Origin of the sequence: Sediminivirga luteola, from assembly GCF_014639315.1 — a bacterium.
Taxonomy (GTDB): domain Bacteria; phylum Actinomycetota; class Actinomycetes; order Actinomycetales; family Brevibacteriaceae; genus Sediminivirga; species Sediminivirga luteola.
On record NZ_BMFY01000002.1, the window covers coordinates 319023 to 343194 of the forward strand.

Below are 24172 nucleotides of genomic sequence, written 5' to 3' on the forward strand. Positions count from 1 at the left end.
GACGTTCCTTTCAACGGGAGTGATCAGGTCATGTCGCGCGGCGCCGGACCATGTCGATCACGGCGTCCATGTCCAGGCCCAGAGCGCGGGCCTCGGCGAGCATGGGGTCCAGATACTGTTCGGCGAAGGTCTCCCGCCGGCTGGTGCGGAGCTGTTCGTGCGCCCCTTCGGCGACGAACATTCCCAGTCCGCGGCGCTTGACGAGGATGCCACGGTCCACCAGCAGGTTGATGCCCTTGGCGGCCGTTGCCGGGTTGATCCGGTGGAAGGAGGCGAGTTCATTGGTGGAGGGAGCACGCTCGCCTTCGCCCAGCGAACCGTCCAGGATCGAGTCCTCGATCTGTTCGGCGATCTGAACGAAGAGCGCCCGGCCCTCCTCCATGCTCGCCCCCTCTCCACTGAGCCGTTCAGCGACGGCTGCTTTCGCATCCCCAGCACTGTATCTCAGTACCCCAGTTCAGTGGTTCATTACTCCACTAAGTAACCATGGGACATCCAAGAGTGTCAAGCCTCGAAGTTCCGCGGAGCATCCAGCGCAGAGCAAGAAGTTATCCACAGCTGTGGAATTACATGTGTGTAACTCCGCAGGTCATACCGGGATCAGGGGAAGTGCCCGCCGGGCTCCGGGGCACAGGGTGATGCAGCGCGGACTATCAGCACGAAGACGGCGTACAACTCGGCGCCCGGTACGAAGAGGTCACAGCACCCGCGGTCGACGCAGGCAGCGCAGCCTTGACGACCGGGCATGGCCGCCCGGGCGCCAGGATGACGCAGCACCCGCGACCGGGTACGAGATCGGGGATGACGCGCCCGCCCAGGGAACGACGGCGGACTGTCAGGGTCCTGATCTGCGGAGCGCTGAACGCGGCGGCGAGTCCTGTCAGCCGCCGGCTGGCGGCGCCTGCGGCAGATCGAATGTCACGCCGTTGACCTCGACGAACTCCATGATCTGGGCGAACATCTCAGCTTCCTCGGTATTCTCCGCGAGCGTCTTCAGCTCGATCCTGACATCGTGGACCGTGCCGTCGTGCCGCGGATTGGCCACCAGCCCGTAGCTGCGGGCCGGCCCGCTCAGGAACGTCGACTCCGCCCCGGTGGTATCGGCGACGTAGATCCAGTAGGCGACATCCTGCGTCGTGCCGCGACGCTCGCTCACGATCTCGTAGGCATCGTCATCCATGAAGAAGCCGCGCACCACGTCCGTATTGATGCTTTCGAACTGCCGGCGCTGACACGTCAAGTACATCCCGGAACTGCGCGCGGCCTCCTGCCGGCCGTAGATGGCGATATTGTCATAGCTGCTCGGCGCACCCCAGGACTCCGGCAGTGGCATGCTCAGCGGCACGCGGCACTCTGGCGTCGTGATACCTCGCATGACGGTGCCCTCCGGCAGTTCCGGCTCTTCCGGCGTCGGGCTCTGACCGGCACCCCGCACGGAGACCGACAGCGGCGTGCCTTCCTGTTCCACCGAGACGGTCAGGGAGCCACAGCCGGCGAGCGCCAACGCGCTAAGGGCCGCGAGAACACCACGGAGGCGGCCGGGAAGCCGGGACTCAGGCATCGGCGGCACCCCTGCGGCCGGTCTCGTCCCCCGCGGCAGCTCCGCCTCCGGCAGCAGGATCCGGTTGCTCGGACCGGCCCTCGGCGGAGGGGGCCTCACCGGACGGCCCGTCGGACTCGGCCTCCCCCGGCTGGGCGAAGCGGCGCCGTGAGGTACGCCGGGGGCTGCCGAGCATCCGTTCTCCCGAGGCGGCGTCCTGACCACCGGTCTGCGAAGGTCCGCCAGGAGGCTGGGCGCCGTCGCCGGTGAAGCCTGCCTGGGACATCGGATGCGGCTGGGTGGGCTGGCTCGCTTCCCCCGACATACGCGGGCGCGGTTGGGTGGGGGCCTGCCAGCTGTGCTGCGGCTGCCCCTGCGGCGGGGTATGGGCCGGCCCGGATCCGGAAACCGTGTACACCGGGGCTACTGGGGGACGCTGCTGGGCCGCCGGCGGCACGGGCGTGCCCAGCTGCAGGCCGGCTGCCGACGCCTGCCCGGACCCCGGCATCGGCCCCGGTCCTGCGGCAGCAGGTCCCTGATGTCCCGCTGGAGGCCGGGCAAGCGCCGGGAGGACGATCCGCACGGCGGTGCCCACGTTCTCCTGCGAGTGCAGTTCCACCGCCCCCCCGTGCCGCGGGAGAGCTCGTCGAACACCGCGCGCTGTTCGCTCTGCGGGATCCCCGCGCCGGTGTCCGCGACCTCCACCACGACCCAGCGGTGATCGCCGAGCACCTGCTCATTGGCGCGGACCTCGACCACGTCCTCCGGACCGGAGTACTTCACCGCGTTGGAGAGCAGGTTGAGCACGGCCGAGAGCAGCAGATCCTCCTCGCCGGCGACCGGCGGCAGCCGCCACGGCGCCCGCGCCACCGTCGCGACGATCGTGCGGCCCTCCGCGCCCGGCGCAGTACGAGCATCCTCGACGGCCTGGTTGACCAGGGTCTCCATGTCCACCGGGGCGAAGTCGATGCTGCGGGTCTCCACATCGGCCAGGCGCCGCAGGTCCGCCAGCAGGCGCGCCACGCGGCGGGAAGCGGCGTCCATCGCGTCCAGGCTCGCGGCGATCTCCTGCGGGGATACCGTCGGATCCCGGACCAGCTCGCGCAGCGTGGCACCAGAGGTCCGTACGGCGGTGAGCGGGTTCTTCAGTTCGTGATCGAGGCGGATGAGCATCCGGTTGCGCCGCACCATGTGCTCGGCAGCGGCTTCCTCGGCGGCCTCCCCGGCGATCCGGCGCTCGCGATCGCGCAAGTGCCGCCAGAGGTAGTAGGCACCGACCGCACCGCCGGAGACGAGGCCCAGGATGATCAGCAGGAACAGCCAGATCTGGATCTCGATGACGAGATAGTCCGCCATCACGTCTGCCCGGAAGTGCCGCGGACCTCGGCGATGAACCGGTAGCCCTTGCCCTGCACGGTCTCGATCCACAGGGGCGCCGTCGGATCCTCGCCGAGCACCCGGCGCAGCTCCGCCACCCGGGAGTCCACGGCGCGGGTGCCCACGGCGTCCTCGAAGCCCCAGAGCACCTCCAGCAGCCGGGAGCGCTCGATCAGCTCGTCCTGGTGGACCATCAGGTACTCCAGCAGCGTGAATCCCTTGGGCGTGATGATCAGTTCATGCTCTCCCAGCCAGGCACGGCGGCCGACCCTGTCCACCTTGAGCCCGTGCGCCGCCTCCAGCACCGCAGCATTGGCCAGCGGGACGCCGTCGCGGCCCGAACGGCGCAGCACCGCGCGGATACGGGCCACCAGCTCGTGCGGATCGAACGGCTTGTTCAGGTAGTCATCGGCGCCTTCCTCCAGCGCCATCGCCCGTTCGACGCTCTCACCGACCTGCGTCAGGAGCAGCACCGGCACCCAGTTCTGCTCGTGCCGCAGACGGCGCAGCACCTCGCGGCCGTCGGCGCCGGGCATCAGCACGTCCAGGACGCACACCGCGGGCTGGTGCCGGGCGATCTCGGCCAGCGCGACCAGGCCGTCGGAGGCCGCGATGGTCCGGAAGCCGCTGCGTCGCAGGAACGGCACCACGGTAGCCAGAACGGACGGCTCGTCGTCAGCAACCAGAACGAGGGGACGATCGTCCTTGCCCACCGGGCTCTGCATGCCCTTCTCCTCTCCCGCCGGCGGTACCGCGGAACGCCCGCACAGTCCCCTTGCGGATGAGGGTCCGTGCGGCGGCTGCGCCCAGGCGGTACTGCCGGACCTGCATACGATGCGGCCCGCGCGAGCCGCTCCGGTGGCCCGCATACCGTCCTTAGCCTACTTCGCAAGGCATCCTGGTGCAGGGAGACTTCCCGGCGGTCAGCCGTTCCCGCCGGAGCCGGGGTCCTCGGATCGGGTGCGGTCGGCTTTCTCGATCACCTCGGCCAGCTCGTCCTTGTAGAGCGCAGAACGCTTCAGGTGCTTGGTGCGGTAGGCGGCGCGGCCGACCATATGCGTCGAGGCCGGGATGGTCATCATCTGGAAGAGCATCACCAGCACGGCGCTCGTGATGATGCCCCAGGTCGGATACTGCAGCACGACCGCCAGCAGCACGCTGGCCAGACCGAGCACCTGCGGTTTGGACGCCGAGTGCAAGCGGCTGAGCAGGTCCGGGAAGCGCAGCAGGCCCAAACCCGCCGCGAACGAGAAGAACGCGCCGATGATCAGCAGGAAGCCGGACACCCAGTCCAGCACGACGGGCCAGTTCACCGGCGATCACCGTCCCTGTGGGGCTCATCGAGGCCGCGGAGGACCACATCGTCGTCCTCATCGGCGCCGGAGCCGGAGGAAGAGTCCAGGGCGGGAGGCATGTCCTGGCCGGCGCCGCTGGCGTAGCGCGCAACGCTGATCGAGGCGACCGTGCCCAGCATCGCGATGGCGAGGATGAGCGGCATCAGGTCCACCCGTCCCAGGAACACGATGAGCGAGGCGAATCCGGTCATCATCGCCGCCAGCAGCACATCGGTGGCGATCAGCCGGTCCAGGATGGACGGACCGCGCACGATCCGCACCAGGGCCAGAACGCATCCGGCCACCAGCAGCGCACCCATCAGGGCGACGACGATCCACGGCGTGGTCATGCCCTCACCTTTCGTTCTGACGGCGCAGGAAATAGGAGAACGCACCGGCGGCGATGGCTCGCTTGCCCTGCTCGCGCCGGTGCCGGTTGATGGCGTCGATGTCCCGCAGGGAGCCGAGGGCGCGCACCAGCCGTTCCTCGTTGCGGAGCACCTGCTCGCGGGCTCGCTTCAGGTCCGCGTCGCTGGTGGCACCCAGGACGTGCAGGTACAGGACCGACTGGTGCCGGTTGACCTCCACCACGACCGATCCGGGGATGAGCGAGGTCACCTGCGCCACGAGCGTGATCATGAGGTCCGAGCGCGTGCGCAGCTGCACCGCGCCGATGGAGCTGGTCGGCACTCCTTTGGGGCGCAGGATCATCCAGGTCACCTGCACCGAGGCGGCTACCACCAGAGCGACGAACTTCACCGTGAAGGCCAGGAACCAGATCAGGTTGAACCGGCCGCCGAGCTCGACCGGCGGCAGGTACAGGAACCGGGTGATGAGCACGGCGATCAGCAGGCCGCTGGCCAAGGTGATCGGCGTGACCGCCTCCCACAGCAGCACCCACAGCACGACCAGCCAGACCACCAGCGGCAGCTGCAGCCAGATGGTCCGGCGGAAAGTGAGCCGCGTGCGCCGCAGCTTCCCGGCGCCGTTCTTCATCGCGCTCATGTCCGGCCTCCCGGGTAGAGCACCGCGTCAATGTACGGGGTGCCGCCCTCAAGTCCTTCGGCCGCCTGCATCGCCATATCGTAGATCGGCCCGGCGAAGACGGTCAGGAGCACGCTGACGGCAACCATCACGGTGGTCACGGCGGTCATCATGCGCGGGCTGGCCGGGCGGGCGAGCTCGGTCACGGCGCCGCCCTCCCGGCGGACCCGCTTGAGCTCGGCGTATTCCTCCACCAGCTCGTCATTGGGCTCCTCCGCATCGGCGGGGCTGCGCCAGAAGGCGAAGTTCCACACCTTGCCTATCGCGTAGAGCGTCAGCAGCGAGGTGAGCGCTCCGGCGCCGACGAGCAGATAGCCCAGCCAGGTGCCCTCGGCGATGCCGGCCTGGAACAGGCCGAGTTTGCCGATGAAGCCGGACAGGGGCGGGATGCCGGCCAGGTTCATCGCCGGCACGAAGAACAGCACGCTCAGAGCCGGGGCGAGCACCATCAGGCCACCGAGGCGGCGGGTGGAGGTGGACCCGCCGCGGACCTCGACCAGGCCGATGGCCAGGAACAGGGTGGTCTGCACCGTGATGTGGTGGACGGTGTAGTAAATGGCCGCGCCCAGGCCCAGCGTATTGCCGAGGGCGACGCCGAAGACCATGTACCCGATGTGGGAGACCAGGGTGAAGGACAGCAGTCGCTTGATGTCCGACTGGGCGACGGCGCCGAGGATGCCCACCACCATCGTCAGCAGCGCGACCACCATCAGCACGGCGTTCAGGTCGCTGTTGACGAAGATGATGGTCTCGGTGCGGATGATCGCGTAGATGCCCACCTTCGTCAGCAGGCCCGCGAACACCGCCGTGACCGGCGCCGGCGCGGTCGGATACGAGTCGGGAAGCCAGAAGGACAGCGGGAACACCGCCGCCTTGATGCCGAACGCCACGATGAGCACGATGTGCAGCACCATCTGGACGTCATTCGGCAACTCCGCCAGGCGCTCGGACAGCTGCGCGATGTTCACCGTGCCGGTGGCACCGTAGATGAACCCGATGGCCAGCAGGAAGATGAGCGAGGACAGCAGGCTCACGACGATGTAGGTGGTGCCGGCGCGGATGCGCTGCTCTGTGGCACCCAGGGTGAGCAGCACATAGGAGGCGACCAGGAACATCTCGAAGGAGACGTAGAGGTTGAACAGGTCCCCGGCCAGGAAGGCGTTGAACACTCCGGCGCACAGCACCAGGTAGGTCGGGTTGAAGATGGACACGGGGGTGTCCTCGGTGCCGTCGGTCATCTCCTGGCCGATGGCGTAGAGCAGCACGCAGAAGGTGACGATGGAGGAGATCACCAGCATCAGCGCGGAGAGCTGATCTGCCACCAGCACGATGCCGAAGGGCGGCTCCCAGCCGCCGACGGCGACCACATGGGTGCCGTGCAGGTGCACGGTGGCCAGGATCATCACGTTGACCGCCAGCACGGAGGCCAGGGTGAGCACGCTGACCACCGTCTGCATCCGGTTCTGGCGCGAGAGCAGCAGCGCCACCCCGGCGCCCAGCAGGGACAGCAGCACCGGCATCGGCGTGAGGATGTCCATGGGCTCAAGCGTCATCCGCCCCTCCCTTCACGCTCCGGGCCGTCCCCGGTGCTGTGATCAGCGGGGCCGGCAGCGGTGTCGTCCACATCCGCCGCCTGGCCGGCGCCGGCCTCCGGTTCGCCCTGGCGGGCGGCTTCCGTGTCGGCCGGCTCGGCGGGGATCTCCTCGCCATCGCGGGAGGCGCCGGGCGCGGCGCGGCTGTCACCGGGTGCGTCGGCGTCGTCGGGGTCGTTGGCGGCCTCGGCCGCATCGGCGAGTTCGCCCTCATCGGCGCCACCCAGATCGGGCTGGGACTCCGGGACTCCCGGCTCGGGCTCCTCGCCGATCTCCACCCGTGCCTCGGCGGCCTCGGCCTCCTGCGCGAGCACGGCGGCGCGCTCGGCGGGGGTGCCGTCCTCGTCCAGGTCAGGGGCGTCGTCGACGGGCCGCTCCGCCTCGTCGCCGAATTCGGTGTCGTCGTAGTCGCCGGAGGAGGTGCCGGCCTCGCGGGCGGTGGCGTCGCGGTCCTTTTCGGAAGCGATCCGGATGTCCTCCTCGTCGTCCTGGACCACATCCTGGCGGGCCAGCCGCCAGGAGCGGTAGATCATGGCCAGCAGGAAGGCCGTGAGGCCGAAGGTGATGACGATGGCGGTCAGCACGAGCGCCTGCGGCAGCGGGTCCGTCATACCCTCCGCGGACAGGTTCACCCCGTCGGTCAACGGCGGCCGGCCGGGCTCGCCCGCGGAGAGCAGGATGAGCAGATTGGCGCCGTTGCCGAACAGGATGAAGCCGAGCACGACGCGGGTGAGCGACCGTTCCAGCATGAGGTAGACGCCGGTGCCGACCAGCACGCCGACTAACAGGAGCATCGTCAGGGAGGGAGTCACAGCCGGTTCCCTCCCTTCGGTCCGCGGGAGCCGTGCGCCGCGTCGCGGGCGGCCAGCCGGGAGGCCATCTCCCGCTCGCCCAGGACGTTCTCGGCCTGCGCCCGTTCGTGGTCCTCTTCCTGCTGCCGGTCGACCTCGGCGCCGAGGCTGCGCAGCACATCGAGCATGAGGCCGACGACGATCAGGTACACGCCGACGTCGAAGAGCGTGGTGGTGACGAACTCGACGTGGCCCAGCAGCGGGATGTCCCAGGAGAACCAGGTCGAGGACAGCACTGCGCCGTCGAAGAAGAACCCTGCCGCGGCCATGCCCACCACGATCGCCAGGCCCAGGCCCAGTGCCCGGCCGGCGTCGATGGGTGCCGCCTCTGCCAGCTCGAAGCGCCCGCCGGCCAGGTAGCGCAGGATGAGTGCCAGGCCGGCGACCAGACCGGCGGCGAACCCGCCGCCGGGGGAGTTGTGCCCGGAGAAGAGCAGGAACAGGGAGAACACGATCACGGAGTGGAACAGCAGCCGGACGATCACCTCTAAGATGATCGAACGGTTCTGCGGCGCCAGGGTCCGGCCGGCCACCAGCCAGGCGCTCCGGCTGGAGCGGCGCTCGCGGTCGGCCTCCTCGGCGCGCAGCTGCTCCAGGGTCTTCTCCGGCCCGCCAGCGGTGTCCGTCTCCGCCGGCAGCACCGCCACGGGCGGACGGTGCCCCTTGCCGAAGGTGTCGCCGATCAGCCGGTGGCGGGCAGCGAAGCCCTCGGGGCGCACGCCGTCGAGCCGCTGCAGGCGCGCCGTGCGGTTGGTGATGAAGATCAGGCTGGCCACGCCGGTGGCGGCCACCACGATGACCGCCAGTTCGCCGAAGGTGTCCCAGGCGCGGATGTCGACCAGGATGACGTTGACGACGTTCATCCCGTGCCCGCCCTCATAGGCCATGCGCGGATGCTCGTTGGAGATGGGTTCGGCCTGACGCGCGCCGAGCATCACCAGGGCGGTGACGACGGTGATGGTGCCGACGACGGCTCCGAGCGCGGCGCGCAGCCACCGCTTGATGCGGCCCGGCGCCTCACCGATCCGCGCCGGCAGACGGCGTAGCACCAGGACGAACACCACCAGGGTGATGGTCTCCACGAGCACCTGGGTGAGCGCCAGATCCGGGGCGCCCTGCATGGCGAAGAAGACGACCATGCCGTAGCCGACCACGCCCACCACGACGACCGCCATGAAGCGCTTGTTCGCCCAGGCGGCCGCGATGCAGGCCGCGCCGACGAGGACCAGCAGGAGAAGCTCGGCCGGGCGTTCGAACAGCAGCAGTTCGGCGGGCCAGTGCTCCAGCATCACCAGGGAGGCGACCAGCGCGACCACCAGCACGGCGAGGATGACGCCCTGGTAGAAGGGCAGCGAGCCGCGCTGGGTCTTGGCGGTGACGCGGGAAGCGGTCTTCTCCAGCCAGCCCATGCTCGTGCGGTAGAACGCGTGCAGGTCGATCCAGGCCGGGACGCGGGCCTGCGCCGCTTCCACCCGGGCCCGGCCCAGGAACAGCAGCACGCCGATGGCGATATTGGCCGCGGAGAGGAACAACGCCGGTTCCAGGCCGTGCCAGAGCGCCAGGTGGTAGTCGTATCCGGTGCCGGGCAGCGGATCGGCGTGTCCGGCCAGGAGACGGTCGATGCCCGGGGCGGCGAAGCCGGCGGCGACGGTGAGCAGCGCCAGCACGGTGGGCGCCAGCAGGAAGTCGAAGTGCTCGGCAACGTAGCGGCACTCCTTGACCTCGTCCTTCCGGGCGAAGGCGCCCCAGATGAACCGCAGGCTGTAGGCCACTGTGAGGACCGAGCCGAGGAACACGCCGACGACCGCGACGGTGCCCCACACGGTGCCGAGCTCCAGCAGGGAGCTGTAGACGGCTTCCTTCGCCACGAAACCGAACAGCGGGGGCAGGCCGGCCATGGACAGCGCCGCGATCACGCCGACGGCTGTGAGCACGGGTGCCTGCCGGCCCAGTCCGGAGAGTTTGCGGAGGTCGCGGGTGCCGGTGCGGTGGTCGATCACGCCAACCACGAGGAAGAGCGTCGCCTTGAACAGGCCGTGCGCCAGGAGCAGCGCCAAGGCGGCCAAGGCCGTGTTGCGGGTGCCGAACGCGGAGATCAGGGTGAGGAATCCGAGCTGGGAGACGGTGCCGAACGCCAGGACCAGTTTCAGGTCCGTCTGCCGCAGCGCCCGCCAGCCGCCGACCAGCATCGTCAGGACGCCCAGCAGGACGCACAGCGGCACCCATCCGGGGGTCTCGGCGAAGCCGGGCGCCATTCGCAGCACCAGGTAGATGCCGGCCTTGACCATCGCCGCGGCGTGCAAGTAGGCGGAGACCGGGGTGGGAGCGGCCATCGCCCCGGGCAGCCAGAAGTGGAACGGGACGAGCGCGGACTTCGACACGGCGCCGACCAGGACCAGCACGATGGCGGTGATGACGACGGGCTGGCCCAGCTCCATGGCCGGGGCACGGTTGACCATTGCGGCCAGGCTGGCGGTACCGGTGAGCACATGCAGCATCACGAGCCCCACCAGCATCGCCAGACCGCCGGAGGTGGTGACGATGAGCGCCTGCAGCGCCGCGCGCCGCGACTGCTGGCGCGCATTGGCGTGGCCGATGAGCAGGTACGAGAAGATCGTGGTGCCCTCCCAGAACAGGAAGAGCATGTAGATGTTGTCCGCCACCACGAGGCCGTACATCATGCCGGCGAAGGCCATCAGCACCGCGCCGAATCGTCCCAGGCCCTGCTCCGAGGGCGAGAAGTACCGGGCGCAATAGATCATCACGAGGAAGCCGACACCGGTGACCAGCAGCGACATCACCCAGGAGAGGACATCGGTGCGCAGCACGATGTCCATCTGCAGATCGGCCACCCAGCGGAACCGTTCGATGTAATCGCGTTCCGGGGTGACGAGGGTGCCCAGGTACAGAGTGTAGAAGAACCCGGCCAGCGGGAAGAACGCCAGGAAGAAGAAGGCGTTGCGGCCGATGTAGCGGAACAGCAGGGGCGCGAAGGCTGCGGCCATGAACATGACCAGCAGCACAATCGCCATCAGCGCCCCCTATGGTGTGGAATCAGCGTCGGGATCCTCACGGTCCGACTCTTGCGCCCCCCCAACCGCTCCACGATGCGACTGCCGTGAAGAACGGCGGCGGATGTGCGGCGCGGCCGACGGCGGCGGCCCGCGCGGTCGGCGCAGTCCTGCCTCATCGGCAGCGAGATCGGCGGTCAGCGGGAAAGTCCCGGCAATAAGTCTACCGGACGCTGGTCAGGGCAGCGTAATTCCGGGCTTGTGCACTATCTCCGTGTGAGCTCACACGGAGATAGTGCACAAGCCCGGCGCCAGCGCCCAGAACAGCGTCGTATGACGCCGGCAGCCGGGCAGCTGCCGTTGGGCCCCGGCCCCGGAAGTCCTGTAACTGCTTGGCTCAGCCCTCCAGCTGACCGGCGGTGACGAGAAAGCCGCCCTCGTCCACGGCCAGGCCAGCGGTGGCCAGCAGGATCGTCCGGGTGAGCACTTCGGCCCGGGCCGCTGCGGCGTCCCGCAGTGCGGCGAACTCCTCCGCCGGATGGGCCTGGAACCGGCGCTGATCGGCGTCCATCCAGTGCACGTGGTACTCCACGAACTCCTGGCCCTCGGTGGCGGCCTGGCGCACGGCCTCCGGGAGCACCTCGGCCTGCATCACGCGCACCTCGATCGTCCCGGCCTCCGGGGCGAGGTCCGTCAGGTCCACGGCCACGGCGTAGCCGTCCAGGATGAGGGGGACGGGGTCTTCCGGGGTCCCGCTGCCCGCGAGGCCTTCCGTGACGGGCGGCAGGTCCGCGTGCGGCAGGGCGGCCGTCGGCTCCACGGCGCGCAACTGCTCCAGCAGCACATCGGGCGCCAGCCAGTACGGGGAGTAGACGTAGTGGTCGACCGTCAGGCCGGGGTCCGGGGTGAGGACCGTTCCGGCGCGACCCGGGTCATCGGCGATGCGGACCCGCAGGTGCAGCCGTTTGGCCACGGCGATGAGGAGGTCGAGCATCCGGCCCTCCTCCCGGTTGGGCAGGCCGGCGGGGAAGACCTCGTGCAGGCCGTCGGTGTCGGCATACCACTGCGGCGGAGGCGCCGGCTCGCGATCGCGCGGGCAGCGCAGCGCGAAGGCGGCGTGGGCGTCGGCGGGCAGGCCCAGCCCCGCCCGGTCCTCCTTGCTGAGGACGATGGGGCCGGTCAGCCGGCTATTGCGGCTCAGTCGCCAGCTGCGCGCCTCGCTGAGATCCGCGCCGCCGATGACGTCCAGCTCCTCGAGCTGCTCCAGGCGCGGCAGGCGGGAACCGACCAGCGCCAGGACGTCGCTCGCCTCGAGCTCGGCGTCGACGAGCAGCAGGTGGGCATCGCCCAAGCCGTATGGTTCAGTCACGTCCGGCCCGGGCGGCATAGGAGTTGTAGAAGTTCTGGTGCGCCCGGGACGGCGTGGGACCGCGCTGGCCCTGGTAGCGGGAGCCCTGCGCCCCGGCCCCGTAGGGCCGTTCGGCCGGCGAGCTGAGACGGAAGAAGCACAGCTGCCCGATCTTCATCCCGGGATAGAGCTTGATCGGCAGGGTGGCGACGTTGGAGAGCTCCAGGGTGACGTGTCCTTCGAAACCAGGGTCGATGAATCCGGCGGTGGAGTGCGTGAGCAACCCCAGGCGCCCCAGGGACGACTTCCCCTCCAGCCGGGCGGCGATGCCCTCCGGGAGTCCGACGCGTTCCAGGGTGGAGCCCAGGACGAATTCACCCGGATGCAGGACGAAGGGCTCGTCCGCCGCGTGCTCCACCAGGCGGGTCAGCTCCGGCTGGTCCTGGGCCGGATCGATCACCGGGTAGCGGTGGTTGTCGAAGAGCCGGAAGAAGCGATCCAGGCAGACGTCGACGCTGGAGGGCTGGACCAGATCCGGATCGAACGGGTCCAGGGTGACGCGCCCGGATTCGATCTCGGCACGGATGTCGCGGTCAGAGAGGAGGCTCACACCTGTAAAACTAGCGGCACGCGCCGATCCGGCGCCAGCGCACCCCGGCTACGCGTCTTCCTGCCCCGCGCTCCGCACCCGTGCTCGCACCCCGCACCCCCGCGCTCCGCACCGCCGCGCTCCGCACCCTGCAACCCGCCGCGCCGCCTTGACGTCGTCGCTGCGCCCGCAGATCGTTACTGCCCAGGCCTGGTTACTGCCCCGGCCCGGAGGACGACGATGTGGGGCGCGATGACGACGTGGGCGACGCAGACATGAAGATCACGATTCGGGTACATCGGCCGGGGGTAGGGCACGCTGCGGGGGCCGTGTATTGTATCCGCGCGCAACTGTGCGTATCCTGGCGGTTGAGATACGCCCGCATTTGGTGTCTTCCCCTTACAGCCAACCGGGACAGATCAGCCGTATGCGGTCGTGGAGCCATCCACACCGAAAGGCCATACTGTGAAGACTTCCAAGAGTCTTGTGCTTGCCCCCGCAGTAGCCATCGCACTCAGCGGTTTCGCCGCTGGCCCTGTGTTTGCCGCGGCGTCGCCCTCCCCCACCCCGCCCTCGGCGGAGGCGGAGGAGCCCGAGATCAACCCGCAGGTCACCCTGCGCATCAGCGAGATCAACCCGGACGACGTCGCCAATGATGAGCGCGGCGTGCCCTTCTACGGCACCGAGTTCACCCCCGGCGGCACGGCGAGCGTCGTGGTCACCGGCACTGACGGCACCGAGTACGCACCTGAAGGCCGCCTCGAGGTGACCGAGGACGGACTGGTCTCCGGCACGTTCTACTTCACGGCCACCGGCGGCGCGTTCGTACCCGAGGGCACCTACCGGCTCAAGCTCGTTGACAACGACTCCGAAGACGAGAGCAACGAGACGACCTTCGAGGTCAGCCGCGATGTCACGGAGTGGGAGCCGGACGAGCTGCCCACCGCGGAGCCCACCGAGAGCGAGACCACTCCGGAGGAGACGACCGAGACCACCGCTCCGGAAGAGACCACGGAAACCACCGCTCCCGAGGAGACCAGCACTCCCACGCCGAGCGCGAGCCCCACCAGCGAGCCGACCCCGACGGCCACCACGCCGGCACCGGAGGAGACCTCGGAGACGCCGTCCCCGAGCCCCACTCAGACCACGGAGCCCACCACGGAACCGACGGACGAGCCCACGACCGAGCCGGCTCCGGAGGAGACGACGGAGGAGACGACGGAGGAGCCCACCGCTTCTCCGACGCCGGAAGAGACCACCACGGCTCCCGAGGAGACCGCGTCCCCGGAGCAGACCACTGCGCCGGAGGAGGACGACCAGGAGGTCTACGCGGCCTACGTCGTCATCGAGCCCTCAGAGATCACCGCGCAGGACTTCTCCAACGCGAACGGCGGCGTGACCATCACGGTGCTCGATGCAGCCCCTGGCAGCGAGGTCACCCTGACGGTGAACCACGCTCAGGGTCGTGTGGACACCTATACCGACACCAAGACCGTCGATGAGAACGGCACCGCGGTCTTCTCCGTCCGGGCGATCGGCAATGCCGTCCTGGGCGAGTACCAGGTGACCGTCGACGGCGACCAGATCGAGGCGCAGGCCGGCTCCTTCACGGTGCTGAGCAACGATCCCGGCGACTCCGGTTCCGGCGGCTCGGGCGGTTCAGGCAGCGGGGAGTCCGGCTCCAGCGGTTCCGGCGGCACCAGCTCCGGTGGCTCGACGCTGCCGCGGACCGGTTCCGAGATGACCGGCATCGCGCTCGGCGCTGGCCTGCTGGTGATCGGTACCGCCGCCATCGCCGTCTCCCGCCGGAAGGCCAAGGACGCGAACGGTCCCGCCGACCTCTGACGCTGACTTCCAGGGCACACCCCCTGGAACCGCGGCCACTGATCAGTTCACTGGCGCCGCTTCCTTCCCGGGTTGTGCACTAGTTCCGGGTGCGCTCACGCGGAATTAGTGCACAACCCCGGAATCATCGACGGGGCGACCCGGGCGCAAGGATGAGGAGGAGACGCGATGGCGCGGCGCCCCAGCCATGCCGCAGCCCTTTGCGTCCTGCTGACCGCCGTGGGGCTGACCGGCTGCCAGCGGCAGGACACCACGGAACTGACGGTTGCCGCCGCGGCGTCCCTGGAAGGCGTCTTCACCGAACTCGCCGGCCCCTTCGAGGACGAGCACGAGCTGCGGCTGCGCTTCTCCTTCGCCGGGAGCCAGGAACTCGCCGCGCAGATCGTCCAGGGTGCGCCCTATGACGTCTTCGCCTCCGCGGACACGGCGCAGATGACCGCGGTCGGGGAGCACGCGCTCGATCCGGTGCTCTTCGCCACCAATGAGCTCGCCCTGATCGTCCCGGACGGCAATCCCGCTGGCGTCACCGGCCTGGCCGACCTCGCCACAGGGGATGTGACCGTCGTGCTGTGCGCCGAGCAGGTGCCCTGCGGCGCGGCAACTACCCGGCTGATGGCGGCCACCGGGGAGGAGATCCCGGCCGATTCCCTGGAACGCGATGTCACCAGCGTGCTCACCAAGGTCCGCATGGGCGAGGCCGACGCGGGCATCGTGTACCGGACGGACGCGCTCTCGGCCCGCGACGACGTCGAGACGGTCCCGCTGCCGGAAGGCCGCGAGGCCGGGATCGTCAACGAGTACCCCGTCAGCGCACTCGCCGAGGCCGACGACCCCGCCCTCGCCGGGGCCTTCGTCTCCTATATGCTCTCCGATGTCGCTCAGGACGCCCTCCGCGAAGCCGGTTTCGGCACGCCGGGCACTGAGGACGCGAGCAGCTGACCGCCGAGCCCGAAGAACGCCGATGCCGAACCCGTCCACCGCCGCCGCGCGCCGTCGCGTAACCCGCCCCGCGGCGTGGCCGTTGCTCGTCCCGGCCGCGGTCGGCTTCGCCTTCCTGCTGCTGCCCCTTCTCGGCCTGCTCGCGGCCGTGCCGTGGACCAGGCTGCCGGAGGTCTTGGGTCGCCGCGAGGTCGCCGAGGCGCTCGGGCTGTCTCTGGTGAGTGCGACATCGGCGGCGCTGCTGTGCCTGGTGCTGGGAGTTCCCCTGGCCTGGTGGCTGTCCCGGATGAGATTCCGCGGGCACGGCTTCGTGCGCGCCCTCGTGCTGGTGCCGCTCGTGATGCCGCCGGTGGTCGGCGGTACCGCGCTGCTGTCCACGTTCGGCCGTTCGGGTCTGATCGGCGCTCCGCTGCACCAGACGTCCGGGATCACGGTGCCGTACTCCACGCCGGCGGTGATCATGGCCGCCACCTTCGTGTCCATGCCGTTCCTCGTGGTCGCGGTGGAGGGCACTCTGCGCGGACTGGACCCCCGGCTGGAGACCGCCGCCCGCGCGCTGGGCGCGAGCCGATGGTACGCCTTCCGCCGGGTGCTGCTGCCGGCCGTGGCCCCGGGTGTCGCCGCAGGCATGGTCCTGGCCTGGGCCCGGGCACTGGGTGAGTTTGGCGCCACGATCGCCTTCGCCGGGAACCTCCCCGGGACGACGCAGACCCTGCCGCTGGCGATCTATCTCTCGCTGAGTAAGGACCCCGCCGCTGCCAGCGCCCTGTCCCTGGTGCTCCTGGTGGCCTCGCTGCTGGCGATCGGGCTCGCCGGCAGTGCCGCGCCGATCCGCGGAGGCCGCCGGTGAACGCGCAGGCGCCCCGCCCTCAGCACCGGTCCGGCACTCCCGGCGCGACACTTCGCCCCGGCGATCTCCGCTTGGACGGGGTCATCGGCCGAGGTGGGTTCCGCCTGCCGCTGACGATGGACTTCCGAGCCGGGGAGACACTCGTCCTGCTAGGGGCCAATGGTGCCGGGAAGTCCACGCTGCTGGAGACCCTCGGCGGCCTGATCCCGCTGCTGGAGGGGGAGCTCCTCCGCATCGGGAGCGACGGCGCCACCGTGCTCAGCGGACCCCGCGGCACGGTGCCCGCCGAGCGGCGCCGGGCGGGTTTCGTCCACCAGGACTATTTGCTCTTTCCCCGGATGACCGCCCTGGAGAACGTGGCGTTCGGGCTGCGGGCCCGGGGCGTCGGCAAGAAGGAGGCGCACGCCTCTGCCGCCGCGCAGCTGCGCCGCCTCGGGCTGACAGAGGCGCAGGCGGGTTCCCGGCCGGGTGCCCTGTCCGGGGGGCAGCGGCAACGGGTCGCCCTGGCCCGTGCGCTGGCCGGTGAACCGGACATGCTGCTGCTGGACGTACCCCTCGCTGCCCTCGATGCGGGTACCCGCGCCCAGGCCCGGGCGCAGGTGTACGCCCAGCTCCGTGAGTTTCCCGGTCCCCGCGTCCTGGTGACGCACGATCTGACCGATGCGCTCAGCCTCGGAGACCGGATCGCCGTGCTCGACCAGGGCACCCTCGCACAGATCGATTCCCCCGCTGAGATCACGCGCACTCCGCGGACTCCGTATCTGGCGGAGCTGCTGGGCATCAACCTGTTCTCGGGGCTGGCACGCCGTGGCCGGCTCTCGATCGGGCATTCCCGCGTCACGGCGCCCACGGAGCTGGACGGCCGGGTGCTGGTCACGCTGCCACGGGAAGCGGTGACGGTGAACACCGAGGCGCCCGCCAAGGCGGGCCGGAACACCTTCGAGGCACGAGTGGTCGCCGTGCAGGAGGACGCGCAGGGCATCACCGTCGCGGTCTCCCCCACGGACCCCGACGTAGGCCTCGCCTGCAGCGCGCGCGTGCCGTTGACGTCCCTCCCCACCGCACCGATCCGCCTCGGGGCACCGGTGTGGGCGACCGTGGACGAGTCCGCCCTGCACGCCTACCCGTTCTGAGGCCGTCACTGCGGTCACCACACGCCGCTGCGCAGGCAGGCCGGGCAGCCCGGCAGAGTCGTGGGCGTGGATGCGCGTGCGATGAGCACCTCTGCGCGCTTCGAAACACGTAGCGATTACGCCCTCAAAGTTGCGGGTTAAGTCGATACATCCTTGTAACACCAACGATCTTCCAGTCTATGTAGCGATATGCAACTATTGCATACAATGATATGCATCACTACGCTACGGATAACCCATGGGGTACATCAATGGACCGGATGTCCGTCACTCAGCACCCAACACGTCCAGCGCAAGGAGAGATCGTGCGACAGAGATTCCCAGTCACCTGCGTCGCCGGAGCAGCCGCTCTGGCACTTCTGCTGTCAGCGTGCGGTGGGTCTGCAGAGGCCAGCGGCGAGGCAGACACCGATGCACGTCTCACCATCGCGTACCCGGCGCAGCCGCCCAACCTCGATCCCGCCGTGTCGACCGCGTCAGCCACCGTCGCCATGACCATCAACGTGTGGGAACCGCTGGTCACCCGGGACTCCCAGGACGAGATCCAGCCCATGCTCGCCGAAAGCTGGGAGATCAGCGACGACGGCCGCACCTACACCTTCCATCTGCGCGAAGGCGTCCTGTTCCATGACGGGACGGACATGACGTCCGAGGACGTGGTCGCCTCGCTGAGCCGCTGGTCGGAGCTTTCCGGACCCGGACAGGCCTACTTCTCCGGCGCCGCCTGGAGCGCAGTGGACGACTACACCGTGCAGGTGGAGCTCGAGCAGCCCAGTTTCGGCGTGCTGCTCGCGCTGTCCGGCGACAGAGAGCAAACGGCACCGATCATGCCCGCGGAGATCGCGGAGGCGGCCGGCTCCGATCCGGTCACCGAGATCATCGGCACCGGCCCCTTCACCTTCGTCGAGTGGGAAGCCGACCGGCATCTGAGTCTGGACCGATGGGACGACTATCAGCCCGTCGAAGGCGAACCCGACGGTCGAGCCGGGGACCGGACCGCCCAGGTCGCCGGGATCGACTACGAATTCGTGACCGACGGCGCCACTCGCGTTCTCGGATTGCAGACCGGCGAGTACGACGTCGCCATGGACATCCCGTACGACAACGCCCCTGACGTGCTGGAGGACGAGAGCCTCGTCGCCGGCTCCTACCCGGTGATTCTGCTCAACCTCTACTACAACAAAGCCGAAGGCATGTTCGCCGATGTGGAGGCGCGCCGCGCCATCGACACCGCCCTCGAGCGGGACAGCATCATGACCGCAGCCGTCGGTGAGGACTTCTACACGCTCACGCACTCCATGATGCTGGACACGCAAAGCGGCCAGTGGAGCTCCGACGTCGGCGCCGACCAGTTCAACCAAGCCGATCCCGCGGCCGCCGAAGCCATGCTTGAGGACCTCGGGCTGAGCGGGGAGAGCGTCCGCATCATCACCACGCAGGATTACGGAGAGTCGTACTCCGCCGGGGTCGTCATCCAGGAACAGCTGCGGAACATCGGACTGGACGTCTCCTTGGACACGTACGACTGGCCCACGTTCACGGAGGTCCGCGACGATCCGAGCGCATATGACCTCGCGGTCATCCCGAACACCGCCAAGGATGACCCGGGCACCCTCGTCTTCTTCCGGGACGACTTCGCCGGATTCACGGACAGCCCGGACGAGCTTCTGGCCGCGTACCGCGCGTCGGCAACGCTGGAAGAGGCAGCGGAACACTACGACGGACTCTAGGAGTGGTTCTTCGACTATCTCCCCGTCTCGAAGCTCGGCGATGCGGACAACATCTACGGCCACTCGCCCGCGGTGAGCGTCGACGTGGTGGGCTCAAGCATCATCTGGTGGACCGCGACGGTCTCTGACTGACTAGGAGAAGAACGCGATAGGCGCCGAGCTCTCCGGCGCACTGGCAGCGGACGATCCGGTCCGCTGCCAGTGCGCCGGAACCGGAGCCGAGGCGAAATCGAACTCATGCTCACATACATCTGCAAGCGCATCCTGAGCCTCATCCCGGTGCTCACGGTTGTCTCCGTGGTGATCTTCTCGATCATCCATCTCACCCCAGGCAATCCCGCACGGGCGATCCTCGGCCCGGAGGCCTCGGCGGAGGCCGTGGCAGCCCTGGCCGAGGAGATGGGCCTTAACCGGCCCATCGTCGTGCAGTACTTCAGCTGGCTCGGCTCCGTGCTCACTGGCGACCTCGGCTACTCCCCCTTCCTGAACCGCCCCGTGACGGAAGCGATCGCCGGCAATCTCGTGCCCACCCTGCAGCTGTCCACGCTGGCGCTGCTCGTGGCGGTGGCCATCGCCGTACCGCTCGGCACGCTCGCAGCGCGTTATCGCGGGTCGATCGTGGACAGCCTCACTCAGGGCGTGACGCTCTTCGGGCTCGCGGTACCCAGTTTCGTGCTCGGCCTGTTGCTGATGCTGACCTTTGCGGTGAATCTGCGCGTCCTCCCGGTGGCCGGCTACACCAACCCGTTCACGGATCCGCTGGAAGGACTCCGGTACCTCATCCTTCCGGCGATCTCGCTCGGCGGTGTGCTGGCAGCGTTCCTGACCCGTACGACGCGGGCGGCGGTGATGGACGTACTCATGGCCGACTACATCGATGCGGCGCGCTCGCGCGGCGTCGTGGAGGGCCGGCTGCTTTTCCGCCACACCCTGCGTAACGCCGGGCTCCCCATTCTGACCGTGATCGGCCTCACGTTTGGCAGCCTGGTCACCGGTTCGCTGGTCACCGAGACGATCTTCAACATCCCGGGTCTGGGCACCCTGCTGGTGAACTCCATTGAACGTCGCGACTACCCGGTGATCCAGGGCGTCGTACTTCTGGCCACGCTGCTGTACCTGCTGGTGAACCTCGTCGTGGATCTGCTCTACGCCGTTGTCGATCCGCGCATCCGGTACTCCGAGGAGAAGTAATCATGCACGAAGAGCCACCCCAGGTCCACGACAGCGGCAGGCCCCCGGCTCGGGAAGGGACTGCGATCATGGCTCCAGGTGCCGCGGAATCGCTGCCGGCCCGCCGGAGCATCTGGAGCCGAGCCCGCCACAACTCGCCGTTCATGTTCGGCGCGGTCCTGTTCCTCATCGTGGCGCTGATCGCGACCCTGGTGCCGTTCATCCTGCAACTGGACCCCTACGCGGTGGACACGTCGCGCCGGCTCTCCGGAATCGGCGAGGAGGGCTACCTGCTCGGCTCCGACGATTTCGGTCGCGACCTCCTGGCCCGGCTCCTGGTCGGCGCCCAGACGTCCCTCATCGTGGGGGCCAGCGTCGCAGTCCTCAGAGGCGTCCTCGGTACGGTGATCGGCATCTGCGCCAGCTACTTCCGGGTGTTGGATCACATCCTGATGCGCGTGTGCGACGGTCTGATGGCGATTCCTGCCATTCTGCTCGCCATCGCGCTCGCCGCAGCGCTCGGTCCCAGCGTGCCCAATCTCATTCTGGCGTTGACAGTCGTGTTCACCCCGAATGTCGCCCGGCTGGTCCGCTCCCGCGCCCTGGCCGTTCTGTCGGAGACATTCGTGGAAGCCAGTCGCGTCCAGGGGGCACCGCCACTGCATATCATCCTGCGCCATGTCCTGCCCAACACGCTCTCCGTCCTGACGGTCCAGGTGACATTCATCTTCGCCGATTCGATCATCACCGAAGCCGCGCTGAGCTTCCTGGGAGCGGGCGTCCCGACGCCCGAACCCAGCTGGGGCAACATCCTTAACGACGGACGCGGTGTCATCCTGCAGTTTCCGCTCATGACCGTCGCCGCGAGCCTGAGCCTCGTCGTCACGGTCCTGGCACTCAACCTCCTGGGCGATGGCCTGCGGGACCTCGTCGATCCTCGCAGCTCCGGTGACGACACCCGGCGGGGAATGGTGTCCCGGCTGTTCGGACGCGCACCGCGAACCGCCCGCCGCCCCCGCCCGGCCGCCACCGAAGAAAGCACGGAACCATGACCGAACGCATCCGCATCGACGACCTCCATATCAGCATCGAGCGGCGCGATGATGTGGTCCGCGCCGTAGACGGCGTGTCCTTGTCGCTGGCGGGGAACGAGATTCTCGCCTTGGTGGGCGAATCCGGTTCCGGCAAGACGCTCACCGCCCGTTCCGCCCTGAAGCTGCTCCCGCGCGGCGCTACGACACGGGGCGCCGTACTGGTTGAGGGGCAAGACGTCCTCTCCGTTCCCGGCGACACGCTCCGAAAGATCCGTGGCGGTCATGCCGCCATGGTGTTCCAGGAGCCGTCCACCGCGCTGAACCCCGTCTACACGATCGGATGGCAGCTGGAGGAGGGTCTGCGGGCACACGGCGTTGCCAGCAGAGCCGAAAGGCACGCGCGAGGGCTGCAGGCGCTCAAGGACGTGGGCATCCCCGAGCCGGAGCGCCGTTATCACGACTATCCCCATCAGTTCTCCGGCGGTCAGAAACAGCGCATCGTGATTGCCATGGCGCTCTCCCTGAAGCCCGGTGTGATCATCGCCGATGAGCCCACCACGGCCCTGGACGTGACGGTCCAGGCGGAGATCCTGGATCTGCTGCGGAAGTGCCGCGATGAGCTGGGGACCGCGATCATCCTGATCACGCACAATATGGGCGTCGTCGCCGATCTGGCCGATCGGGTCGCGGTGATGTACCAGGGGAAAGTGGTGGAGACTGCGGACGTCCACTCCCTCTTCGCCCAGCCTCAGCACCCCTACACCCGGCGGCTCCTGGCCTCAGTACCCCGGTTCGGTCAGGCCGTACGTCCGCAGCGCACCCCGGCCGCAGGCGAACCACCCGTGCTGCGCGCCGAGAAGCTGGAGATCACCTACCCGGGGCGGTTCCGCAAGCCGCCCTTCCGCGCCGTGCGCGGCGTCGACTTCGAGGTGCGCAAGGGGGAGATCTTCGGCCTGGTCGGCGAGTCCGGCTCGGGCAAGAGCACGATCGGCCGGGCGATCGCTGGGCTGACCGCGACGAGCGGTGGCGTGCTCGAGTTCCTTGGCACCGATCTGCGGCGCGCGTCCCGTGCGGAGGTGCAGCGACTGCGGCGCAAACTCGGCTTCGTCTTCCAGGACCCGGCCTCCTCCTTCAACCCGTTCATGAGCATTGCCGACTGCATCGCCGAGCCAATGCGCATCCATCGCACTCCCGCCGCGAAACGCGAGATCGACGCCAGAGTGCGGGAGCTGCTGGACGCGGTGCAGCTGCCGAGCTCTTTCGCCTCGCGGACGCCGATGGAGCTCTCCGGCGGTCAGCGCCAACGGGTGGGGGTGGCCCGCGCCCTCGCGCTCAAGCCCGAGTTCGTGATCGCCGATGAGCCGACGTCCGCCCTCGACGTCTCCGTCCAGGCCACGATCCTGCGGTTGCTCGGGGACTTGCACGAGGAGCTGGGTTTCGCGGCGCTCTTCATCACCCATGATCTCGCCGTGGTGGAGGAGTTCGCCGACCGGGTGGGAGTGCTCAAACAGGGTGAGTTCATGGAAATCGCACCGGCCGAGACCCTGTTGAAGGAAGCACGAGACTCCTACACCAGGGCGCTCATCAACGCCGTGCCGATACCCGATCCCGTGGCGCAGCGCGCCAAGCGGAAGAGGGCGGTGTGACGGCGTGCTCTGATATGACGACGGGCGGGGGCCTCCGCCAGGGGTGGGCTACGATGAGTGGCCGAGACCTGGCGGCGGGAGGCACAAGAATGAGCACAGCGGAGTGGCGGACGTCGTTCGCCGAACGCATGCACCGGTTCTCCCCTCGGAAGGGCTCCGCTGAGCAGCGCATCATCGACTACATCCACACGCATCCCGAGAAGGCGGCGTTCTCCTCTGCCAGCGCCATCGGCAAGGAGACGGATACCAGCGACGCCAGCGTGATCCGGACGATCCAGAAGCTCGGATACACGGGCATGCGCGACTTCCGCGAAGAGCTGCGATCCGTCACCGGGCACACTGAACCGCCGGTACCGGCCAGCCGGGACGACAACCGGGGCGGAGAGCGGAAACGCGGGATGAGCGCGCATGCGCTCTATACAGAACTGCGGGAGATGATCGTCACCGGTTCGCTCGGCCACGAGACCCATGTGACCGAGTCCCAGCTGGCGGGGATCTTCGGCGTCAGTCGCACCCCCGTTCGCGAGGCGGTGCGGATGCTGGAGCAGAGCGGGATCGTGGTGCGGGATCACCGGGGGATCACGACGCCGAAACAGACGAAGACGCAGGTGAACGAGCTCTACGACGCGCACATCCTGCTGCATTCCGCGCTGGCCAAGCGCGCGGCCGAGCGCCGCACGGATGCGGACCTGCATACGATGCGCTCGATGAACGAGGTCATGCGGCGCATGCCTCTGGACCAGGCCGGCAGCGTGGAGGCGAAGATCGCCAACAGCCGGTTCCACGAATCCGTCTACGATGCCGCCCGGGACAGGACGCTCGGCACTCTCCTGCGGCAGCTGACCGATCGCCTCGACGTGTGGTCCGGTACGACGCTCGACGCGCCAGGGCGCTGGATCGAATCCCTGGACGAGCACGACGCCCTCGTGGATGCCATCGAGGCCCGCGACGCGGACTCGGCCATCGCCATCATCACCCAGCACCTGGAGACAGCGCGCCGCATCCGGTTGTCCCTGATCTGATCGCGTCGCGGGACTCGCGGCCGCATTGGCTCCCCGGGCCTTTTTCGCGACCCCTGCGCCTGTCTCACCACTTGAAACACACCCTGTGAGGCGACGTCGCCCTCTTGCGTCGCTACG

22 protein-coding genes are annotated in these 24172 nt (G+C 68.8%); 9 read left to right on the top strand and 13 right to left on the bottom strand.

Translation table 11 applies throughout. The annotated features are described in order from the left end of the window. Positions 1–28: 28 nt before the first annotated feature. The 13 genes from IEW13_RS03240 to dcd all read right to left on the bottom strand — a co-directional run bounded on the left by IEW13_RS03240 (position 29) and on the right by dcd (position 12707). On the bottom strand, positions 29–382 hold the full coding sequence (locus tag IEW13_RS03240) for a GntR family transcriptional regulator (RefSeq protein WP_188549475.1): 354 nt from the start codon (positions 380–382) through the stop codon (positions 29–31). Positions 383–880: 498 nt separating this feature from the next. Beyond that, positions 881–1561 carry a hypothetical protein gene (locus tag IEW13_RS03245; protein ID WP_188549476.1) on the bottom strand — a complete coding sequence of 227 codons (681 nt, stop codon included), beginning with the start codon at positions 1559–1561 and terminating at the stop codon, positions 881–883. Next, positions 1554–1826, bottom strand: a complete 273-nt coding sequence (locus tag IEW13_RS17320; protein ID WP_229744903.1) for a hypothetical protein — start codon at positions 1824–1826, stop codon at positions 1554–1556. Before IEW13_RS17320 ends, IEW13_RS03245 begins: the two co-directional genes overlap by 8 nt. 137 nt (positions 1827–1963) lie before the next feature. Next, a complete protein-coding gene (locus tag IEW13_RS03250) occupies positions 1964–2896 on the bottom strand; it encodes a sensor histidine kinase (RefSeq protein ID WP_229744904.1) in 933 nt (310 codons plus the stop codon). Continuing rightward, positions 2896–3642, bottom strand: coding sequence for a response regulator transcription factor (locus IEW13_RS03255; RefSeq protein ID WP_188549477.1), 747 nt, complete (start codon positions 3640–3642; stop codon positions 2896–2898). Before IEW13_RS03255 ends, IEW13_RS03250 begins: the two co-directional genes overlap by 1 nt. A 198-nt stretch (positions 3643–3840) precedes the next feature. Continuing rightward, positions 3841–4230, bottom strand: coding sequence for a monovalent cation/H(+) antiporter subunit G (gene mnhG / locus IEW13_RS03260; RefSeq protein ID WP_188549478.1), 390 nt, complete (start codon positions 4228–4230; stop codon positions 3841–3843). Further along, positions 4227–4601, bottom strand: a complete 375-nt coding sequence (locus IEW13_RS03265) for an MrpF/PhaF family protein (protein ID WP_188549479.1) — start codon at positions 4599–4601, stop codon at positions 4227–4229. The genes mnhG and IEW13_RS03265 overlap by 4 nt, the downstream gene beginning before the upstream one ends. 4 nt (positions 4602–4605) lie before the next feature. Beyond that, positions 4606–5256, bottom strand: a complete 651-nt coding sequence (locus IEW13_RS03270) for a Na+/H+ antiporter subunit E (RefSeq protein ID WP_188549480.1) — start codon at positions 5254–5256, stop codon at positions 4606–4608. Then, positions 5253–6848, bottom strand: coding sequence for a Na+/H+ antiporter subunit D (locus tag IEW13_RS03275; protein WP_229744905.1), 1596 nt, complete (start codon positions 6846–6848; stop codon positions 5253–5255). The genes IEW13_RS03270 and IEW13_RS03275 overlap by 4 nt, the downstream gene beginning before the upstream one ends. Further along, positions 6845–7699 carry a Na(+)/H(+) antiporter subunit C gene (locus tag IEW13_RS17645; protein ID WP_268235165.1) on the bottom strand — a complete coding sequence of 285 codons (855 nt, stop codon included), beginning with the start codon at positions 7697–7699 and terminating at the stop codon, positions 6845–6847. Before IEW13_RS17645 ends, IEW13_RS03275 begins: the two co-directional genes overlap by 4 nt. Further along, entirely contained in the window at positions 7696–10770 is a 3075-nt protein-coding gene (locus IEW13_RS03285; RefSeq protein ID WP_188549481.1) for a Na+/H+ antiporter subunit A, read from the bottom strand. Before IEW13_RS03285 ends, IEW13_RS17645 begins: the two co-directional genes overlap by 4 nt. 376 nt (positions 10771–11146) lie before the next feature. Continuing rightward, positions 11147–12118 carry a hypothetical protein gene (locus tag IEW13_RS03290; protein WP_188549482.1) on the bottom strand — a complete coding sequence of 324 codons (972 nt, stop codon included), beginning with the start codon at positions 12116–12118 and terminating at the stop codon, positions 11147–11149. After that, positions 12111–12707 carry a dCTP deaminase gene (gene dcd, locus IEW13_RS03295; RefSeq protein WP_188549483.1) on the bottom strand — a complete coding sequence of 199 codons (597 nt, stop codon included), beginning with the start codon at positions 12705–12707 and terminating at the stop codon, positions 12111–12113. Before dcd ends, IEW13_RS03290 begins: the two co-directional genes overlap by 8 nt. 444 nt (positions 12708–13151) lie before the next feature. Here dcd and IEW13_RS03300 point away from each other — a divergent pair, with 444 nt between their 5' ends. The 9 genes from IEW13_RS03300 (at position 13152) to IEW13_RS03340 (ending at position 24055) form a co-directional block, all read left to right on the top strand. Beyond that, a complete protein-coding gene (locus IEW13_RS03300; RefSeq protein ID WP_188549484.1) occupies positions 13152–14531 on the top strand; it encodes an LPXTG cell wall anchor domain-containing protein in 1380 nt (459 codons plus the stop codon). A 168-nt stretch (positions 14532–14699) separates the two neighbouring features. Beyond that, positions 14700–15470 (top strand): molybdate ABC transporter substrate-binding protein, encoded by a 771-nt coding sequence (gene modA / locus IEW13_RS03305; protein ID WP_188549485.1) that lies wholly within the window; start codon positions 14700–14702, stop codon positions 15468–15470. A gap of 22 nt (positions 15471–15492) precedes the next feature. Continuing rightward, entirely contained in the window at positions 15493–16320 is an 828-nt protein-coding gene (locus IEW13_RS03310; protein ID WP_188549486.1) for an ABC transporter permease, read from the top strand. Then, a complete protein-coding gene (locus tag IEW13_RS03315; protein ID WP_229744906.1) occupies positions 16317–17453 on the top strand; it encodes an ABC transporter ATP-binding protein in 1137 nt (378 codons plus the stop codon). Before IEW13_RS03310 ends, IEW13_RS03315 begins: the two co-directional genes overlap by 4 nt. 305 nt (positions 17454–17758) lie before the next feature. Further along, the gene (locus IEW13_RS03320) at positions 17759–19183 is read left to right on the top strand and encodes an ABC transporter substrate-binding protein (protein ID WP_188549487.1); all 1425 of its coding nucleotides are present in this window, start codon (positions 17759–17761) and stop codon (positions 19181–19183) included. 237 nt (positions 19184–19420) lie between these two features. Further along, the gene (locus tag IEW13_RS03325; protein ID WP_188549488.1) at positions 19421–20374 is read left to right on the top strand and encodes an ABC transporter permease; all 954 of its coding nucleotides are present in this window, start codon (positions 19421–19423) and stop codon (positions 20372–20374) included. Positions 20375–20442: 68 nt separating this feature from the next. After that, positions 20443–21405, top strand: a complete 963-nt coding sequence (locus IEW13_RS03330; protein ID WP_188549489.1) for an ABC transporter permease — start codon at positions 20443–20445, stop codon at positions 21403–21405. Next, positions 21402–23033 carry a dipeptide ABC transporter ATP-binding protein gene (locus IEW13_RS03335; protein WP_188549490.1) on the top strand — a complete coding sequence of 544 codons (1632 nt, stop codon included), beginning with the start codon at positions 21402–21404 and terminating at the stop codon, positions 23031–23033. The genes IEW13_RS03330 and IEW13_RS03335 overlap by 4 nt, the downstream gene beginning before the upstream one ends. An 89-nt stretch (positions 23034–23122) precedes the next feature. After that, the gene (locus tag IEW13_RS03340; RefSeq protein ID WP_188549491.1) at positions 23123–24055 is read left to right on the top strand and encodes an FCD domain-containing protein; all 933 of its coding nucleotides are present in this window, start codon (positions 23123–23125) and stop codon (positions 24053–24055) included. Positions 24056–24172 lie beyond the last annotated feature (117 nt).

Bases quoted from the DNA above. Each gene is read 5' to 3' on its own strand.
- IEW13_RS03240 (WP_188549475.1), bottom strand. From the start codon at position 382: ATGGAGGAGGGCCGGGCGCTCTTCGTTCAGATCGCCGAACAGATCGAG.
- IEW13_RS03245 (WP_188549476.1), bottom strand. From the start codon at position 1,561: ATGCCTGAGTCCCGGCTTCCCGGCCGCCTCCGTGGTGTTCTCGCGGCC.
- IEW13_RS17320 (WP_229744903.1), bottom strand. From the start codon at position 1,826: ATGTCCCAGGCAGGCTTCACCGGCGACGGCGCCCAGCCTCCTGGCGGA.
- IEW13_RS03250 (WP_229744904.1), bottom strand. From the start codon at position 2,896: ATGGCGGACTATCTCGTCATCGAGATCCAGATCTGGCTGTTCCTGCTG.
- IEW13_RS03255 (WP_188549477.1), bottom strand. From the start codon at position 3,642: ATGCAGAGCCCGGTGGGCAAGGACGATCGTCCCCTCGTTCTGGTTGCT.
- IEW13_RS03265 (WP_188549479.1), bottom strand. From the start codon at position 4,601: ATGACCACGCCGTGGATCGTCGTCGCCCTGATGGGTGCGCTGCTGGTG.
- IEW13_RS03270 (WP_188549480.1), bottom strand. From the start codon at position 5,256: ATGAGCGCGATGAAGAACGGCGCCGGGAAGCTGCGGCGCACGCGGCTC.
- IEW13_RS03275 (WP_229744905.1), bottom strand. From the start codon at position 6,848: ATGACGCTTGAGCCCATGGACATCCTCACGCCGATGCCGGTGCTGCTG.
- IEW13_RS03285 (WP_188549481.1), bottom strand. From the start codon at position 10,770: ATGGCGATTGTGCTGCTGGTCATGTTCATGGCCGCAGCCTTCGCGCCC.
- modA (WP_188549485.1), top strand. From the start codon at position 14,700: ATGGCGCGGCGCCCCAGCCATGCCGCAGCCCTTTGCGTCCTGCTGACC.
- IEW13_RS03310 (WP_188549486.1), top strand. From the start codon at position 15,493: ATGCCGAACCCGTCCACCGCCGCCGCGCGCCGTCGCGTAACCCGCCCC.
- IEW13_RS03325 (WP_188549488.1), top strand. From the start codon at position 19,421: ATGCTCACATACATCTGCAAGCGCATCCTGAGCCTCATCCCGGTGCTC.
- IEW13_RS03330 (WP_188549489.1), top strand. From the start codon at position 20,443: ATGGCTCCAGGTGCCGCGGAATCGCTGCCGGCCCGCCGGAGCATCTGG.
- IEW13_RS03335 (WP_188549490.1), top strand. From the start codon at position 21,402: ATGACCGAACGCATCCGCATCGACGACCTCCATATCAGCATCGAGCGG.
- IEW13_RS03340 (WP_188549491.1), top strand. From the start codon at position 23,123: ATGAGCACAGCGGAGTGGCGGACGTCGTTCGCCGAACGCATGCACCGG.